Consider the following 16,814-nt stretch of genomic DNA (forward strand, 5'->3'; position numbering starts at 1 on the left):
TTTAGATGGTGACTGACTTATCATGCTGGAGTAGCACAGACAAATAGTTTTTAGTATATCTTTGGGGTAAATGCTGATAAGAATAGAAGGTTGGAGTTAGCTTACAGTGTGATCCAGAATTAGTTAATCGACTTAAAAAGAGTTGAAGGACAAATTCGCGGAGTTCTCAAAACGATGAATAATCAAGCTGACTGTAGTTCAGTTACAACACAACTGCTGGCAGTTAAATCAGGTGTTGACAAAGTCCTTGGCTGGATTGCTTTGGAAAATTTGAAAGTTGAAGTTGATGAAGAAACGACAGATTCAAAAATTGGGGATGGCCCTGAGATCCAAGCAGCACTGAAGATTTTGCTTAAAACACGATAGAAATTGAAACCTTTTGACGGAGGATCAACAAGGGCAAAGCTTGAATTTATCAAGAAAATAGCTGCTGAGGTCTGGCGGAGCTGATTAATTATTCACTAAGTTATTAAAAAAAAGTAAGTCTCATAAAAAACTGTTTTTATTAATTTAAAAACAGTTTTTTTTTGTTTTTAAAGTATTTTATTAAAATTTCGCTGTTCAAAAAGTAAATACCTTAATCATACTGTATAATTATATTTAATTGCTTTTTAATATATTCGATTTATGAGTTGAAGCTGTCTTTTATTAATGAATAAAAATTCTAAATTAGGTGACTAAAATGAATTTAGATTATAAAGTTATACCAGTTGGTGAGCGTGCGATAATGATTGATTTTCCAGAAAAAATTGACGTTGCCCAGAATCAGTTGATTCATGCTTTGGCTGACGAGTTAAAAAAACTGAATAAGGCGGAAATTATGGACCTAATTCCCGCTTATCATACTTTGACGATTGATTTTGATCCGTTTCAGACGGATTTTCAAGCTTTTAAATTCTGGGTGCAGGATTTTTTGGCAGCTCATCTGGCAGAAGCCAAGAAAACTATTTTAAAGCGGGTTGTTGAAATTCCAGTCTGTTACGGTGGCAAATTTGGGCCAGACTTAATTGATGTTGCCAAATTTGCTGGCGTGACGACTGATGAAGTCATCAAGATGCATACTAGTCAGTTGTACTATATTTATCTGCTAGGTTTCTTACCAGGCTTTGCTTATGCTGGCTTTGTTGAAGATCAAATTGCCATGCCACGCTTAGCTAAACCGCGTTTAAAAATTCCCGCTGGAAGTGTTGGTATTGCAGGCAAACAGACTGGAATGTATCCAGTTACATCTCCTGGCGGTTGGCGGCTGATTGGTCAAACACCGCTAAAATTATATGATCCTAAGTCACCAGTGCCATTTTATCACGCTGGTGATTGGCTAAAATTTATTGCTGTTTCAGTTGCGGAATTTGAAAAAATCAAACAACAGGCAATTCGAGGAGATTATCAATTTAAAACTTACATTAAAAAAGATCGAGGTGAAGAATAATGCTTTCTTCAATCGAAATTTTAAGACCAGGTTTGGCTTCATCAATTCAAGACATAGGTCGCTGGGGTTATCAGGACAGTGGTGTGCCTGTTTCCGGAGCTGTTGATGAAGTGGCTTTTAGACTAGCAAATTTGTTAGTGGATAATCAAGCGAATGCTGCCGCAATTGAATTTATGATCATGGGACCAGATCTTAAATTTAATGTTTCATCTTTCATTGCAATTACTGGTGGGGTCTGCCAAGCCTGGCTTAATGATCAATTGCTCGAACAGAATCGAGCCTATCAAGTTATGCCAGGAGCTATTTTAAAATTTAAACCGATTACTAATGGACGTTTTGGCTACTTGGCAATTAAGGGTGGAATTTTAACAAAACCAATCCTTAACAGCCGTTCAACTTCAGTTCGCATCCAATTAGGGGGAATAAATGGTCGAAATTTGCAAGCAGCTGATCAGTTGCCAATAAAAGCTACTTACCAGCTGAAAAGCTTGGCACGACGAAAATTGGTTGTCAACCATCCAACAGAAAACTTATTAACGATTCGTTTTGTCAAGGGTCCACAGTGGCAACAGTTTTCACCAAAAGCGCAACAACTCTTTACTCAAGGGCATTTTTATATTTCTCAACAAGCTGATCGCATGGGTTATCGATTGGCTGGTCCAGTTTTGCCGATTCCGGCGCAAAGTATGTTGTCAGAAGGCACAGTAACTGGCAACATTCAAGTTACTCGCAGTGGTCAACCAATTGTTTTGCTAGCAGATCGTCAAACAGCTGGTGGTTACCCGGTAATTGGGACGGTTTGTTTAGCAGATCTGGATAAATTAATTCAGGCTAATAATCAACAACAGTTAAGGTTCAAACCAGTATCAACGACAACGGCGACTTTATTATTGCAAAAAGAAACTGAAAAGTTGCACCAATTAGCAGTGCAATTCAGACAAGCGCGTTATCAGCAGCCAATTGGGCCACAACAGGCTGCTGGCAGCCGAATAGCAGAACTTTTCAAATAATTTGTTCAACATTAAATTGAGGAGTGAATTTATTAATGGAAATTCCAGAGTTATCAGCTTTGATCAAAGCATTCAAGCAAGCTGGATTGACTAAATTAGAAATTAAAAATAAAGATGAAAAGATTGTTTTGGAAAAGCAATCAAAAGTAATTCAAGCTCCTTCAACGCAAAGCTTGACTACCACAGTTAAAGACCACCAATCTTCATCAAATATGACGGCCGCTAAAAAAGAAGATCAAACGGCAAATGAAGAAATCGTCAAGGCACCTTTTATTGGAACTTTTTATCTGGCTTCCAAACCAGGAGCCAAGCCATTTGTTCAAGTTGGTGATCAAATAACAGCTGGTCAGCAGTTGGGGATCATTGAAGCAATGAAAATGATGAATGAAATCAGAAGTCCAACAGCTGGCAAAGTAATTAAAGTTCTTGTTACTGACGGAACGGCGGTTGAGTATGATCAGCCGTTATTTGTAATCCTAAAGTGAGGTTTTGAGGCATGAAAAAAGTTTTGATTGCAAATCGCGGTGAAATTGCGGTTCGAATTATTCGTGCTTGCCGCGAACTGAATTTAAAAACAGTTGCTGTTTATTCAACTGCCGATGCAAAGGCACTGCATGTTAGGTTAGCTGATCAAGCAATCTGCATTGGACCGGCGCCAGCAGTTAAAAGCTATTTGAATCAAGCTGCAATTATAACGGCGGCCAAATTAACCCATGCTGATGCGATTCATCCGGGTTATGGATTTTTATCGGAAAATGCTGAGTTTGCTAAGAAATGCAAACAGGCTAATTTAACTTTTATCGGCCCATCAGCTGAGGTAATAGATTTAATGGGTGAAAAAGCGACTGCACGACAAACAATGATGCAGGCTGGTGTTCCGGTAACTCCAGGCAGTAATCAGGAATTTACCGATGCAAGAATTGGTTTAGCAGCTGCAAAAAAATGTGGGTTTCCAGTAATGCTTAAAGCTAGTGCCGGTGGTGGTGGCAAAGGAATGCGTGTAATAAAAACTGCAGCAGAGTTTTTGCATGAATTTTCTTTGGCACAAAATGAAGCTCAAAATGCTTTTAGTGATGGGCATATGTACGTTGAAAAATATTTAACTCATCCGCGCCATATTGAAGTTCAGATTCTGGCTGACAATTACGGCCAGGTTATGGCAGTTGGCGAGCGCGACTGTACAATTCAGCAGCATCATCAAAAAGTTATTGAAGAAGCACCAGCAATTTGTTTAGAGCCGCAAATTCGGCAAAAAATCTTAGGGGTTGCGGTTAAAGCTGCCGCGCAGATTCACTATACCGGAGCTGGAACGATTGAATTTTTATTGGCTGATGCGCAGCATTTTTATTTTATGGAAATGAATACGCGAATTCAAGTTGAACACCCGATCACCGAATTGACTAGCGGGGTTGATTTAGTTAAGTGGCAGCTAAAAATTGCGAACAAAGAACATTTGCCTCAAGAAATGAATAGTAAGACAGCGAATTTTGCGATGGAGTGTCGAATCAATGCTTTTTCAGCTGGTAAAATCAGTGGGTTGCATCTGCCTGGTGGTTTGGGGATCAGAGTTGACACTGCACTTTATCAAGGCTATATAGTTCCGCCTGACTATGATTCAATGATTGCTAAAATTATTGCTTATGGCCAAAGTCGCCAGGAAGTTATTAAACGCCTGCAATTGGCTTTAGACGAGACAGCGATTATCGGCATTCAAACCAATTTGAACTTTTTATTGCAGGTTTTAGCTGAAAGTGATTTTCAGCAGGAGAATACCGATATTAATTGGTTGGATCATTTAAGCTCAGGTATTTGAAGGGAGGAATCTTTATTGGATAAAACAGATTTGAAGAAACTAAGCCCCGTTCAGTTGCGACATTTGATTCGTCAAGGAAAGTATACTGGTCAGACAAGCGGATTAGCTGCTGGTTATACGCAAGCTAATCTGGTGATCCTACCTAAAAATTTAGCGTATGATTTTTTACTGTTTACCCAAAGGAATCCTAAACCATGTCCCGTCTTGGAGGTTAGCGATGTTGGTAGTCGCAAGTTGCACCATTTTGCTCAAGACATTGATTTAGCAAATGATTTTCCTAAATATCGGATTTATCGGCAAGGAAAATTAGTAAAAGAAGTTACTAGCATCGACTCATATTGGCGTGCCGATTTAGTCAGCTTTATCATTGGCTGCAGTTTTTCGTTTGAGTCTGAGTTGATTGCTGCTGGAATTGAAGTTCGCCAGATCACAGAGGGTGTTAACGTACCAATGTATAATACCAATATCAAATTAGATCCAGCTGGGTGCTTTCATGGGAATATGGTTGTGAGTATGCGCCCAATTCCAGAAGAACAAGTGGTGACTGCAGTTAAAGTGACAGCTGCGATGCCACGAGTCCATGGTGCTCCAATTCAAATTAGTGATCCAAAAAAAATTGGGATCAATGATTTGCTGCATCCTGATTATGGAGATGCCGTAACAATCAAGGCCGGTGAAGTTCCCGTTTTCTGGCCATGTGGTGTTACGCCACAAAATGTTATCATGCAAACTAAACCAGATTTCGTGATTACCCATGCTCCCGGACATATGTTGATCACTGATATTAAAAATGTCAGTTTGAAGTATCAATAAGCTTACTGAATTTAAGAGATAAGGGGTTGGTCACGGATTAATTATGAAAGTAATAAAAAACAAAATGGAGGGATAATCAATTGAGGATCGATTTGAACAGTGATTTAGGCGAAAGTTTTGGACGTTATCAGTTAGGAAAAGATCAGCAAGTCATTAAATTAGTAACATCGGTCAATGTTGCCTGTGGCTTTCATGCTGGGGATCCAGATGTAATGGCAAAAACAGTTGCTGCGGCTCAAAACGCTAATATTGGAATTGGTGCTCATCCTGGATATCCAGATTTGCAAGGTTTTGGGCGGCGACAAATGAAATTAAAACCGCTTGAAGTCAAGCACCTGATCATGTACCAGGTTGGAGCATTGCAGGCTTTTACTAAAGATCATAAACTGCATCATGTCAAGCCGCATGGCGCTTTATACAATATGGCAGCTAAAGATCATGTTTTAGCTTTAGCAATTTGTGAAGGAGTTCAAACCGTTGATCCACAATTGCCGATTTACGGCTTAGCAGGTAGTGAGTTGATCAAAGCTGCTCAAGAAATTGGTTTGCCATATGCACAAGAAGTTTTCGGTGATCGTAATTACATGCCAGATGGTAGTTTAGTTCCCCGTAGCCTAAAAAATGCTGTAATTACTGACCCAAAGCTGGTAGCAGCTCATGTTTTAGAGATGGTCAAGACCCAGACTGTAACCGCAGTTGATGGCACAAAAGTCCAGTTGCAGCCAGATACCGTCTGCGTTCATGGTGATAACCAGTCAGCTTTAGCAATCGTTGAATACTTGCGTCAAGACTTACTCCATCAAAATGTTATTTTGCAAAAATTTAAGTTTGTCGCAGCAGTCAAGTAAGAAGGAGAATGCAAATGAATGATAAAAAAACACCAGAGAATTTAACAACTAAAAAACGATCGCCCCGCAGCATTGCGATGGGCGCCGCGTTTTTGATGGCAATGGCAGCCGTAGGACCTGGTTTCTTGACACAAACAGCAACATTTACGGGTGAAATGGGAGCTAATTTTGGATTTGCCATTCTAATTTGTATTATTTTTGATATCATTGTTCAAATGAATGTTTGGCGTGTAATCGTTGTTAGTGGTCAAAAAGCACAAAAGTTAGCTAATGAGATTTTGCCCGGATTAGGATATTTTTTATCGTTCCTTGTGGCAGTTGGTGGGTTATTCTTTAACATTGGTAACGTTGGTGGTGCTGGATTAGGCTTGAATGTTTTATTTGGTATATCTCCAGAAAATGGAGCGATCATTGCTGGGTTATTGGCAATTATTATTTTTGTGGTCAAAAATGCCATGACGGTTATGGATCGAACAGTTCAATTATTGGCGGTAGTTAAAGTAGCAATTTTGATCTATATTATTTGTATTATGGCTGTACCCTACCAGCAAGCGGCAGTTCACACTTTTATGCCAACAAAGATCAATTTTTATGCAATTGTTACAATTGTTGGTGGAACAGTTGGTGGTTATATTTCTTTTTCTGGAGGGCACCGTTTGCTTGAGGGTGGTTTAAAGGGAAAAGAAAATATTAAATATGTTAATGAGGGAGCTTTAACAGGAATTGCTGTAGCTTCAGTCATCAGAGTATTACTATTTTTAGCTGGATTAGCAGTTGTAGTTGCTGGTTTTAAGTTGGATGCAAGTAATCCAGCAGCTTCAATTTTCAAATATGCAGCTGGTAATTTTGGTTACAAATTCTTTGGCATTCTCCTTTTTGCTGCTGGTATGACGTCAATTATTGGTTCATCATTTACTTCGACTTCATTTTTAGATTATGCAGTTGGTAAAAATGGTAACTTTTATCAAAAATATCGTAGATCCCTGATTGTTGGTTTCATCATCATTTCGACAATTATCTTCTACTTTGTTGGTTCACCCGCCAAAGTTTTAGTTTTTGTTGGTGCAGCTAATGGTTTTGTTTTGCCGATTGCACTGGCAATTATTTTATTGGCAAGTCATCATAAAAAGATAGTAGGTAGTTATCAGCATCCTAAGTGGCTGTTTTATTCAGGCTGGTTTGTTGTCTTATTTATGGCATATGCCAGCATTCAAACTGTGATGGAATTATTATAGTTCACAGAATTAAAAACTATGGTTTACTATTTTTAGACCTCAGCTTTTTGTTTCACTGTCTGTCAAACTAACAACACTTTGAATCTATTGACGAATGGTGTTGCTCAATTAAAATTCATCGAAGAAAATTCTATGAAAAAGTATCTACGTTCTTGACAGCAATTAACTTTAATAGACTATCTAAAGGTGGAAAGTTAATAATATTGAAAGCCTCCTGCTATTGTGGGGCTTTTTTTATTAAAAGAATCCTCGTTATTACGGGGATTCTTCAATATTATTAAGTTTTAATCTTAAGTAAGTAAATTACAGCTAATAATCACAAAAATTAAAGATGTCTTTTTAAGGAGTAGAGAAATCTACTCCTTTTTCATACTATAAATTTACTCTAACGGAATTATTCGTTGAATTATTTTTTCTTGTAGATTCGATCTGGATAATTCGATCAGCTACTTGCCCAGCCATAAAAACGGCATTTTCTAGGTCGCCAGTTTGGACCTCCAGCGACACCTAGAATTGTAGCTGCTTGGAAACCGCGATAATCATATATTCCTCCTGCACTCAAAACAAGCAAGTCACTGATAGCTGTAATTTGTGGGATTAAAGCAAAGGTTGTTTTAGTTTCAATGTGACAGCCAGCTTTGATGTCTTCAGCAATTAACTCGTTAAATTGGAAGTTACAGCATCTTTTGAACAATTTTTAAATTATAAAATACAGCGAAAACTTTAATCTTCACTACATTTAACTATGAGAGATGTTAGCTGGATTAGCAGCATCAAATTAATTCCAAACGGTTTTTGAGTTAGTTGACGAGTCTCTTGAACGATGATTTTTAATTGTTTAGCCGCTTGACTGCCACTACCAATAAGTTCTATGCATCAGTGTTAGGCACTGTAGCGACTAATACAGAATTATTTTCCAAGCCAATTTTCCTTGGAATAATAGATATTTTAAACCAAGTTTTTGACAAAAAGTCATTGACTGATCTCCCTAGAGTAAATTTATGGATCCTCCTAACTTAATTTTTTTAGACCACTTAAATAATACTAATTTTTTGCCTTGTTAAGGATTTTTTGAAATGTTGCGTTTTTTAACAGCAGCGGCGGAATCTTAACACTGTTTTAACGGCGATGAGCGTAGGATACGATTATGCATTAAAGCTGGAGGTGAAAAATATGTTTGTTGAAGAATATTTAATCAAGGGAATTAATTTAAAAGTTGATCGGCAACAAGCACTCGAAAAAATGAAAGTCCAAGTTAGGCATAAAGCTTCTGGAGCACTTCGAAGTACAGCAGGAGACTTTCTTTTACCAGATATTGAAATTATTTATCACTTTAATCAACAGCAAGAATTACAAATTGACTATGTTTTTTCGGACTGTGTCCCAACAGAAATAAGAGAATTCTGGGAAAAGGTTATAGGTCTTTTGGCAGATAATTAATGAGAATAATGGGAAGTGAGTAAAATGATTTTAATATTGGGAACGATTTTAACTATTTTTTTACTAGTATATTTAATTTATGTTTTGGTTAAGGGGGAGTCTTAGATGCCAATTTGGATGCAGTATTTACCATACCTTATTGTACCTTTTGTGTTAGCTATACCTTTAGGAAAATATATCGCGAAAGTTATTACAGGTCAGCACAATTTTATGAGTATTGTGATTGAACCAATTGAGCATCGATTTTATCGTTGGTTTCACATCTCAAAAAAAGAAATGAACTGGAAAAGCTATCTATTAAATGTTTTAATGTTTTCCTTGGTAAGTTTTTTGATTTTAATAGTAATTTTGAAATTTCAAAATTACCTACCAGGAAATCCAGAACATTTTGCAGGTCTTTCATGGTCGTTAGCATTTAATACGGCAGTCAGTTTTGTAACAAACACTAACTGGCAAGCTTATTCTGGTGAGAGCACTTTGTCTAATTTTTCACAATCACTAGGCTTAACCGTGCAAAACTTTGCTTCAGCAGCTGTAGGAATTGCTGTTTTGTTTGCGGTAATACGCGGATTTAAACGAACCCAGGTTAGTAATGTTGGGAATTTTTGGAGAGACTTAACGAAAATATTTTTGTATATTTTATTACCACTTAGTTTGCTGATTTCATTTATGCTGTTAGCTAGTGGCGTTCCACAATCTACTACAGGAAATCGGGTTATTAAATTAACCGAACCAGTGGCACTTAATCAAGAAAATAAATTAATTTATGGTGCGAAAATTAATCTTAAGCAACATCAAGTGACAGAAAATGGACATCTTATTAAAAAGGCAAAAATTATTACTAAAGAAACGTTGCCTCTTTACCCACAAGCTTCACAAGTGGCAATTAAGCAATTAGGAACCAATGGTGGTGGTGTTTTAGGCGCTAATTCTGCCCATCCATATGAAAATCCAACCCCAGTTTCAAATCTAGTTGAAGCAACGGCTATGCTTTTAATACCAATGGCATTGTGTTTTAGCTTTGGCGAAGTTATTGAAAAGCGTAAAGTTGGGTGGGCAATTTTTACGACGATGGCTTTATTATTTCTTGTTGCAGTGATTGTAGAAGGTATTTTTGAACAGCAAGGAACTATCTTAAACCATATTGGTAACTTAGCAATGGAAGGTAAGGAAACTCGAATTGGCGTTCCTGGTTCTGCGATTTGGTCCATAATCACGACGGCAACTTCAAGTGGTGCTACGAATGCATCATTAGACAGTTTTAGTGCACTTGGTGGTCTACTCCCGCTAGCTTTAATGCAGTTGGGGGAAGTGATTTTTGGCGGTGTTGGTTCTGGCTTATATGGAATGCTTGGCTTTATCATATTAACCGTTTTTATCGCAGGACTAATGGTTGGCCGAACACCAGAGTATTTAGGCAAAAAAATTGGGCCATATGAAATGAGAATGGCAGTTATTGCTTGTTTGTCAACGCCGGTCGCAATTTTACTGACTAGCATCGTGCCAGCAATGCTTAAAACAACTCTAGGCAGTCTGAAGAATTCAGGTGCTCATGGCTTTTCGGAATTTTTATATGCTTTTTCATCAGCTGGAGCCAACAACGGATCAAGTTTTGGTGGCTTTAATGGAAACACGATTGTGATGAATATCGCTTTGGCAGTAGCAATGATTATTTCTCGGTTTTTACCAATAGTTGCCATGCTGGCAATTGCCGGCAATATGAGCAAACAAAAAAGAGTTGCAAGCAGCTCAGGCACACTTTCAACAACTAGTCCAACCTTTATTTTTATGCTAATCATTGTGATCTTGATAATTGGAGTTTTAAGTTTCTTCCCAGCCTTGGCTTTGGGACCAATTGCCGATTTTTTAAAGAAATAAGGGGGTTGATTAATTATGGAACAAAATAACACATCAATGTTTAATAGAAAAATGCTTCAAGATGCCTTAATTGAAATGGTGATTAAGTTAAAACCATCAATTCAGATTAAAAATCCCGTTATGTTTTTAGTTTATGCCTCAGCAGTAACAACAACTATTTTATCAGGAATTTCATTTTTAGGAATTACTGATGGAATTGTTAGTAGCGGCTTTGTTATTACAGTGGCTGCGATTTTATGGGTAACTTGCCTGTTTGCAAACTTTGCTGAAGCAATTGCGGAAGGACGTGGAAAAGCTCAAGCAGCGGAGTTGAAAAAGTCAAAAAGAGCTGTTTTAGCAAAAAAGGTTATCCATCCAACGGACACAGCATTTCAGATGATCAACGGGAGTGATTTAAGACGTGGTGACCTTTTTATAGTAGCAGCAGGAGAAACAATTGCTGCAGATGGTGAAGTGATTTCTGGAGCGGCATCGGTTGATGAAAGTGCAATTACTGGCGAATCTGCTCCAGTAATTCGTGAGGCGGGCGGTGATCGCTCAGCGGTGACAGGAGGAACAACTGTTTTGTCAGATCAGATTGTTGTAAAGGTAACACAAGAAGCTGGCAATAGCTTTTTAGACAAAATGATTGGAATGGTTGAAGGTGCTAATCGAAAAAAAACTCCCAATGAAATTGCTTTGGAATTATTTCTGGTGGCACTTTCGTTAATTTTTGTCTTAGTTGTTGCTGCGCTTTACACATATGCCGTTCTTTCATCAAGAATCAATGGTATTCATAACCCATTATCCATTGTTTGGTTGATTGCATTGTTGATTTGTTTAGCGCCGACAACGATTGGTGCTTTATTATCAGCGATTGGAATTGCTGGGATGAGTCGTTTAAATCAGGCTAATGTCCTAGCTATGAGTGGCCGAGCAATTGAAGCTGCTGGTGATACTGATGTTTTGTTATTGGACAAAACTGGGACAATAACTTTAGGTAATCGGCGGGCGTCAGAGTTTATTCCTGTTGACGGTCATTCTGAGAAAGAATTAGCAATCGCCGCTCAATTAGCATCTTTAGCAGATGAAACTCCTGAAGGGCGATCAATTGTAATTTTAGCAAAAGAAAAATACAATCTGCGTGAACAAAATCTTCAGGCCAATCAGGCAAAATTTATTTCATTTTCTGCTCAAACTAAAATGAGTGGGGTTGATTATGCCGGGGATGCTATTCGCAAGGGGGCAGCCGAAAGTATTCAGGAATATGTTCTTGAAAAAAAGGGTCGAGCAAGTGAAGATTGTCAAAAAATAGTGAAAAATATTTCACAAAAAGGTGGGACTCCGCTAGTAGTCTGTAAGAATAATGTCATTTTAGGAGTAATTTACCTTAAAGACATTATTAAAAAGGGAGTTAAAGAAAAATTTGCTGATTTAAGAAAAATGGGAATTAAAACAATTATGATTACGGGTGATAATCCGATAACTGCGGCAGCAATTGCGGCTGAAGCTGGTGTTGATAGTTTTCTGGCACAGGCTACGCCAGAGAGCAAATTAAAAACTATTCGCGAATATCAAAAAAAGGGCCATTTAGTTGCCATGACTGGTGATGGGACTAATGATGCGCCAGCTCTAGCTCAAGCAGATGTAGCAGTTGCAATGAATACTGGAACACAGGCAGCTAAAGAAGCCGGAAACATGGTCGATTTGGATTCATCGCCAACCAAGCTCATTGAAATTGTAAGAATTGGTAAACAACTATTGATGACACGTGGTAGTTTGACAACCTTCTCTATTGCAAATGATATTGCTAAGTACTTTGCGATTATTCCTGCGATGTTTGTCGGACTGTATCCTAAGTTGAATTTACTTAATATTATGCATTTATACAGTCCGACAAGTGCAATTTTATCAGCTTTGATCTTTAATGCGTTGATTATTGTCGCTTTAATTCCTTTAGCACTCAAAGGTGTTCGTTATCGCGAAGTAGCAGCTAGTCAACTGCTAAGGCATAACCTGCTAATCTATGGGTTAGGTGGGATAATTGTCCCATTCATTGGAATTAAATTGATTGATTTGGTTATGACTGCTGTCTTACAGCTGCTTTAGTTACGGGGGGATTCATAATGTTAGGAAAATTGTTTTTAAAATCATTACTGGCACTGATTGTCATTACGCTAATTTGTGCTGCTTATACTGAAGTGGTTACTGTGATCGGACAGACTTTTTTCTCAAAGCAAGCTAATGGAAGTTTGATTACTGAGAAAAATAAAGTGAAAGGTTCTTCACTGATAGCGCAACCCTTTACTAGCAGAAAATACCTTTGGGGACGTCAAATGAATATTAGTTTGGGTAATTTAAATGGGGTTGGTGGCGATACTACAATGTATTCAACAGCTTCACAAATGAGTCCAGATAATCATAGTTATCAAACGACTATAAAACAAACTGCACATGTTGTTCAACAACTCGATCCACAAGAAAGGAATCATTCAGTCCCAGTTGATCTAATAACTAATTCCGGCAGTGGCTTAGATCCAGATATTTCTCCTAGAGCAGCTAAATATCAAGTGAAACGTATTGCAGCAGCTAGGGGTCTAAAAACGACAGTTGTTCAAAAAATCATTAATCAGTATACCAAGCAAAGGACACTTGGTATTTTAGGAGAGCCAAGAGTTAATGTTCTGCAAGTTAACTTGGCTTTGGATAGACTACGGGTTCAATAAAAAAGTCAACGACAGCTTACATGAAAAATTTGTAAACTGTCCTTTTGACGTGAAAAATACTCAAGGGGAGGTTAACAGATGGATTACAATCAACGAGCTGAGCGTTATTTGAATTTAGCGCAAGAAATTGATGAAACTAAGAAAAAAAAAGGAACTTTAAAAATATTTTTTGGTTATGCTGCAGGAGTAGGTAAAACTTATGCTATGTTGGCTGAAGCCCAATCTTTGCGTAAAGAAGGCAATGATGTTGTAGTCGGATACATTGAGCATCATGGAAGAAAAGAAACAGAAAATATGATTAAAAAGCTTGAAACTATTCCAATGAAAACTGAAAAGCATAAAAATTTACGGTTGAAGGAATTTGATTTGGATGCAGCTTTGAGAAGACATCCGCAAATTCTTTTAGTAGATGAATTAGCTCATACTAATTTACCTGAAAGTCGTCATCAGAAAAGGTATCAAGATGTTCAAGAATTATTAAATGTTGGCATTAATGTCTACACGACTTTAAACGTCCAGCATTTAGAAAGTTTACAAAATATCTTGGCGGATCACTTAAACTTACTAGTTCAAGAACGGGTACCTGATTATATTTTTGATATGGCAACTCAAATTAAGCTAGTTGATATTGATCCAGAGGAGTTGTTAATTCGATTAAGGAAAGGGAAAATATATCCTCAATCAACTGTAAAGAAAGCATTGAAAAATTTTTTTACTACTAGCAATTTAGTAGCCTTGCGTGAACTGGCTCTAAGAAAAATGTCTTTGCGTTTACAAAATACCATTAAAAATCAAACCGTTGAAAAATTATTAGTATGTGTTTCCGGTTCGTCAAGTAGCGCTCGGGTAATTCGATCGGCAGCACAGTTAGCTGAAGCCTTTAATTGTGAATTAATTGCAGCCTATGTCAAAGAACCTAATCCAAGTTATGCAGACAACTTTTTAAACGCTAATTTAAATTTAGCACGGCAGTTGGGGGCCAAAATTGTTAAATTAACTGGGGAAAAGCCAGCTGTTCAAATTGCTGAATATGCCAAAATAAGTCAGGTTACGAAAATTATCCTAGGTTCAAGCCCAGTTAAATGGTTTGGTCTGCGAGGGACAAACTTGATTACGCAACTCGGAATTATTTTGCCAGAAGTTGATGAATATATCATTAATGAACCGCAACTGCCCACTCAACATTTAGCTTCGAAAAAGTTGCGCCAAAAATGGCAAACAAATTTAACTGCAATTAATCCTAAAAGATGGATAAAGGATTGGATTATCATGTTGTCAATTATTGCTGCCAGTACCTTACTGGGAGAAGGGCTTTTTTATTTTGATCGGCAGATAGTTAATGTAGTTTTGCTTTATATCTTAGGATTAATGTTTGGTGCAATGGTAGTGGAACAAAAAAAAGTTATTATTTTAGCAGCTCTGATGGCAGTTTTGAGTTTTAATTATTTTTTTACGCAACCTTATTTTTCTTTAGCAACTAGTTCACAGTATGTTTTAACCTTTGGATTGATGCTATCAGTGGCTATTATCAGTAACTCTTGGACTTTACGAATTAAAAATCAAGCATTAGTAAATGCCAGACGGGTCTACCGAACAGAGGTTTTATTAAAGACAATTCAGCAGCTGCAATCAGCCAAAAAAACAGCTGAGATTATTGCAGTTACAGCTCAACAATTGCAAAAATTATATGCTGTTCCGATTATTTTTTATGAAAAAAAGGGAAATCAATTGGGAAGTCCAAGTCTTTTTCCGATTGCTGGAGATAGCTTAGTGGCAACCAAATATTTTAGCGAAAGTGAACAAGCTGTTGCATTTTGGACTTTGAAGAATGGACAAGAAGCTGGCGCCGGGACAGCAACGTTGCCTAATTCAAAATGCTGGTACCTTCCAATTTTTGGTACAACATCAACTGAAGTTTTAGCAGTTGCAGCTTTTGCAAGCACTGAAAAGCAGCACATTGAAGTTTCTGAACGTAATTTGCTGATTTCAATTTTAGATATTTGCGGCCAAACCTTTGAAAAAATGCAGATCTTAAAAGCTAAGCATCAAGCTGAAGTCAGGGTGCAGCAAGAAAAGTTACGAGCAGATTTGTTACGAGGTATCTCACATGATTTACGCACCCCGCTGACTAATATTGCTGGGAGTATTGATATTTTACGACAAGAAATTAATGCCTTATCGAGGGATGAACAATTGACGCTTTATAATTCAATTTTTAATGATGCTTCCTGGCTGATAAGTCTGGTCGAAAATTTATTAGCCATGACACATTTAGAAACGCAGCCAAAGATTCGTCATGACCCAGAATTAGTTGATGATATTATTAATGAAGCTTTAGAGCACTTAAGCCCTGGAGCAGAGCAACACCAGCTTCAAGTAAATTTAGCTGATAGTCTCTTAATGGTTCAAGCAGATGCAAAACTGGTTGTTCAGGTTGTTATTAATATTGTTAATAATGCTATTAAGTACACTCCAAGAGGTAGTCATATCTGGTTAACAGCTTTTCGAAAAAACAGAAGTCAAGTTCAATTTGAAATTGCTAATGATGGACCAAAGTTAAATGAGCAGGAACTTGCTAATTTATTTAAATTGTTTTATACGGGAGAAAGGCAAACAAGTTGGCAAACTCAACGGGGATTAGGAATTGGATTATCATTATGTAAATCGGTGATTGAAACTTTTGGTGGTAAAATTTGGGCAAAAAATTCACCTGAAAAAGGTGTTTGCTTTTATTTTACTTTGCCTGCATGGGGTGATGAATATGGAGAAAAATAAAATATTGATTGTTGAGGATGATCCGGAAATTGCACGTTTGATAGCAATGACATTGAGATCAGGCAATTATTTATTTGAACATGCTGCAGATGGACGAACTGCGTTTAATCTTTTTTCGATTTTTAAACCAGACATTTTATTACTTGATTTGATGTTGCCGGACATGGATGGGATAGATATTATTAAAAAAATTCGTCAAACTAGTAAATTACCAATTATTATAATTTCTGCCCGTGAAGAAGACTACGATAAAGTATTAGCTTTAGATGCTGGAGCGGATGATTATTTGGTGAAACCTTTTTCAGTTCAGGAGTTACTAGCACGAATCAGAGTTGCCATCAGACGAATTGGCTATGAGGAACAGGGTGGAAAGTATCCCGTCGAAAAATATTATTATAATGGTGATTTGAAAATTAATTTTCTAAGCCAGGAAGTATTAGTAAAAAAACAAGAGGTACATTTAACACCAACGGAGTATAAGGTGTTGTATTTATTAGCCAAGAATACTTCACGTGTTCTGACCCACAGTTATTTATTAAAAAAAATATGGGGTGGGGAACTTATGGAAGATAATTCTTCACTTAGAGTAACGATTGCTACTTTGAGGAGAAAAATTGAGTCGTCTGGAAATTTTCGATATATCAAGACACATATTGGTGTGGGATATCAAATGTTGCGCTATGAAAATGTTGATTAATTTAGTTAACGATGGCACTTTAGGGCAATTAATAATTTTTAATATGCATAACCCAAGGTATCCATTGTATCTAAGTTTTAGCCAACTATAGGTATGCATTAAAAATGATTGAGGATCATCAATATGCATTGAGCTTTGAAATAATAGCCCCTAATATCTTAATTATAGATA

14 protein-coding genes are annotated in these 16,814 nt (G+C 37.2%); all 14 read left to right on the forward strand.

Translation table 11 applies throughout. The annotated features are described in order from the left end of the window. Nucleotides 1-174: 174 nt before the first annotated feature. The 14 genes from KH893_RS08815 (at nt 175) to KH893_RS08880 (ending at nt 16,643) form a co-directional block, all read left to right on the forward strand. Entirely contained in the window at nt 175-366 is a 192-nt protein-coding gene (locus KH893_RS08815; RefSeq protein ID WP_281165789.1) for a metal-sensitive transcriptional regulator, read from the forward strand. 316 nt (nt 367-682) lie between these two features. Beyond that, complete coding sequence (gene pxpB / locus KH893_RS08820) at nt 683-1,429, forward strand: 5-oxoprolinase subunit PxpB (protein ID WP_281165790.1); 747 nt, start codon at nt 683-685, stop codon at nt 1,427-1,429. Further along, nucleotides 1,429-2,439, forward strand: coding sequence for a 5-oxoprolinase subunit C family protein (locus tag KH893_RS08825; RefSeq protein WP_281165791.1), 1,011 nt, complete (start codon nt 1,429-1,431; stop codon nt 2,437-2,439). Before pxpB ends, KH893_RS08825 begins: the two co-directional genes overlap by 1 nt. 35 nt (nt 2,440-2,474) lie before the next feature. Continuing rightward, entirely contained in the window at nt 2,475-2,924 is a 450-nt protein-coding gene (gene accB / locus KH893_RS08830) for an acetyl-CoA carboxylase biotin carboxyl carrier protein (RefSeq protein ID WP_281165792.1), read from the forward strand. Nucleotides 2,925-2,935: 11 nt separating this feature from the next. Further along, a complete protein-coding gene (locus KH893_RS08835) occupies nt 2,936-4,252 on the forward strand; it encodes an acetyl-CoA carboxylase biotin carboxylase subunit (RefSeq protein ID WP_281165793.1) in 1,317 nt (438 codons plus the stop codon). A gap of 15 nt (nt 4,253-4,267) precedes the next feature. After that, a complete protein-coding gene (locus KH893_RS08840; protein WP_281165794.1) occupies nt 4,268-5,065 on the forward strand; it encodes a putative hydro-lyase in 798 nt (265 codons plus the stop codon). Between the two features lie 80 nt (nt 5,066-5,145). Beyond that, nucleotides 5,146-5,913, forward strand: a complete 768-nt coding sequence (locus KH893_RS08845; protein ID WP_281165795.1) for a LamB/YcsF family protein — start codon at nt 5,146-5,148, stop codon at nt 5,911-5,913. 8 nt (nt 5,914-5,921) lie between these two features. Further along, nucleotides 5,922-7,148: an NRAMP family divalent metal transporter gene (locus KH893_RS08850; RefSeq protein ID WP_427860178.1), complete on the forward strand. Its 1,227-nt coding sequence runs from the start codon at nt 5,922-5,924 to the stop codon at nt 7,146-7,148. Nucleotides 7,149-8,321: 1,173 nt separating this feature from the next. After that, nucleotides 8,322-8,588 (forward strand): hypothetical protein, encoded by a 267-nt coding sequence (locus KH893_RS08855; protein ID WP_281165797.1) that lies wholly within the window; start codon nt 8,322-8,324, stop codon nt 8,586-8,588. Between the two features lie 105 nt (nt 8,589-8,693). Then, entirely contained in the window at nt 8,694-10,466 is a 1,773-nt protein-coding gene (kdpA, locus tag KH893_RS08860; protein ID WP_281165798.1) for a potassium-transporting ATPase subunit KdpA, read from the forward strand. A gap of 15 nt (nt 10,467-10,481) precedes the next feature. Further along, nucleotides 10,482-12,554: a potassium-transporting ATPase subunit KdpB gene (gene kdpB, locus KH893_RS08865; protein WP_427860181.1), complete on the forward strand. Its 2,073-nt coding sequence runs from the start codon at nt 10,482-10,484 to the stop codon at nt 12,552-12,554. A 17-nt stretch (nt 12,555-12,571) separates the two neighbouring features. Further along, nucleotides 12,572-13,171 carry a potassium-transporting ATPase subunit KdpC gene (gene kdpC / locus KH893_RS08870; protein WP_281165799.1) on the forward strand — a complete coding sequence of 200 codons (600 nt, stop codon included), beginning with the start codon at nt 12,572-12,574 and terminating at the stop codon, nt 13,169-13,171. Between the two features lie 78 nt (nt 13,172-13,249). Further along, the gene (locus KH893_RS08875) at nt 13,250-15,946 is read left to right on the forward strand and encodes a sensor histidine kinase (protein ID WP_281165800.1); all 2,697 of its coding nucleotides are present in this window, start codon (nt 13,250-13,252) and stop codon (nt 15,944-15,946) included. Beyond that, nucleotides 15,927-16,643 (forward strand): response regulator transcription factor, encoded by a 717-nt coding sequence (locus KH893_RS08880; RefSeq protein ID WP_281165801.1) that lies wholly within the window; start codon nt 15,927-15,929, stop codon nt 16,641-16,643. The genes KH893_RS08875 and KH893_RS08880 overlap by 20 nt, the downstream gene beginning before the upstream one ends. Nucleotides 16,644-16,814: the final 171 nt, after the last annotated feature.

It is taken from the genome of Liquorilactobacillus sicerae, assembly GCF_029916425.1.
Classification (GTDB): domain Bacteria; phylum Bacillota; class Bacilli; order Lactobacillales; family Lactobacillaceae; genus Liquorilactobacillus; species Liquorilactobacillus sicerae.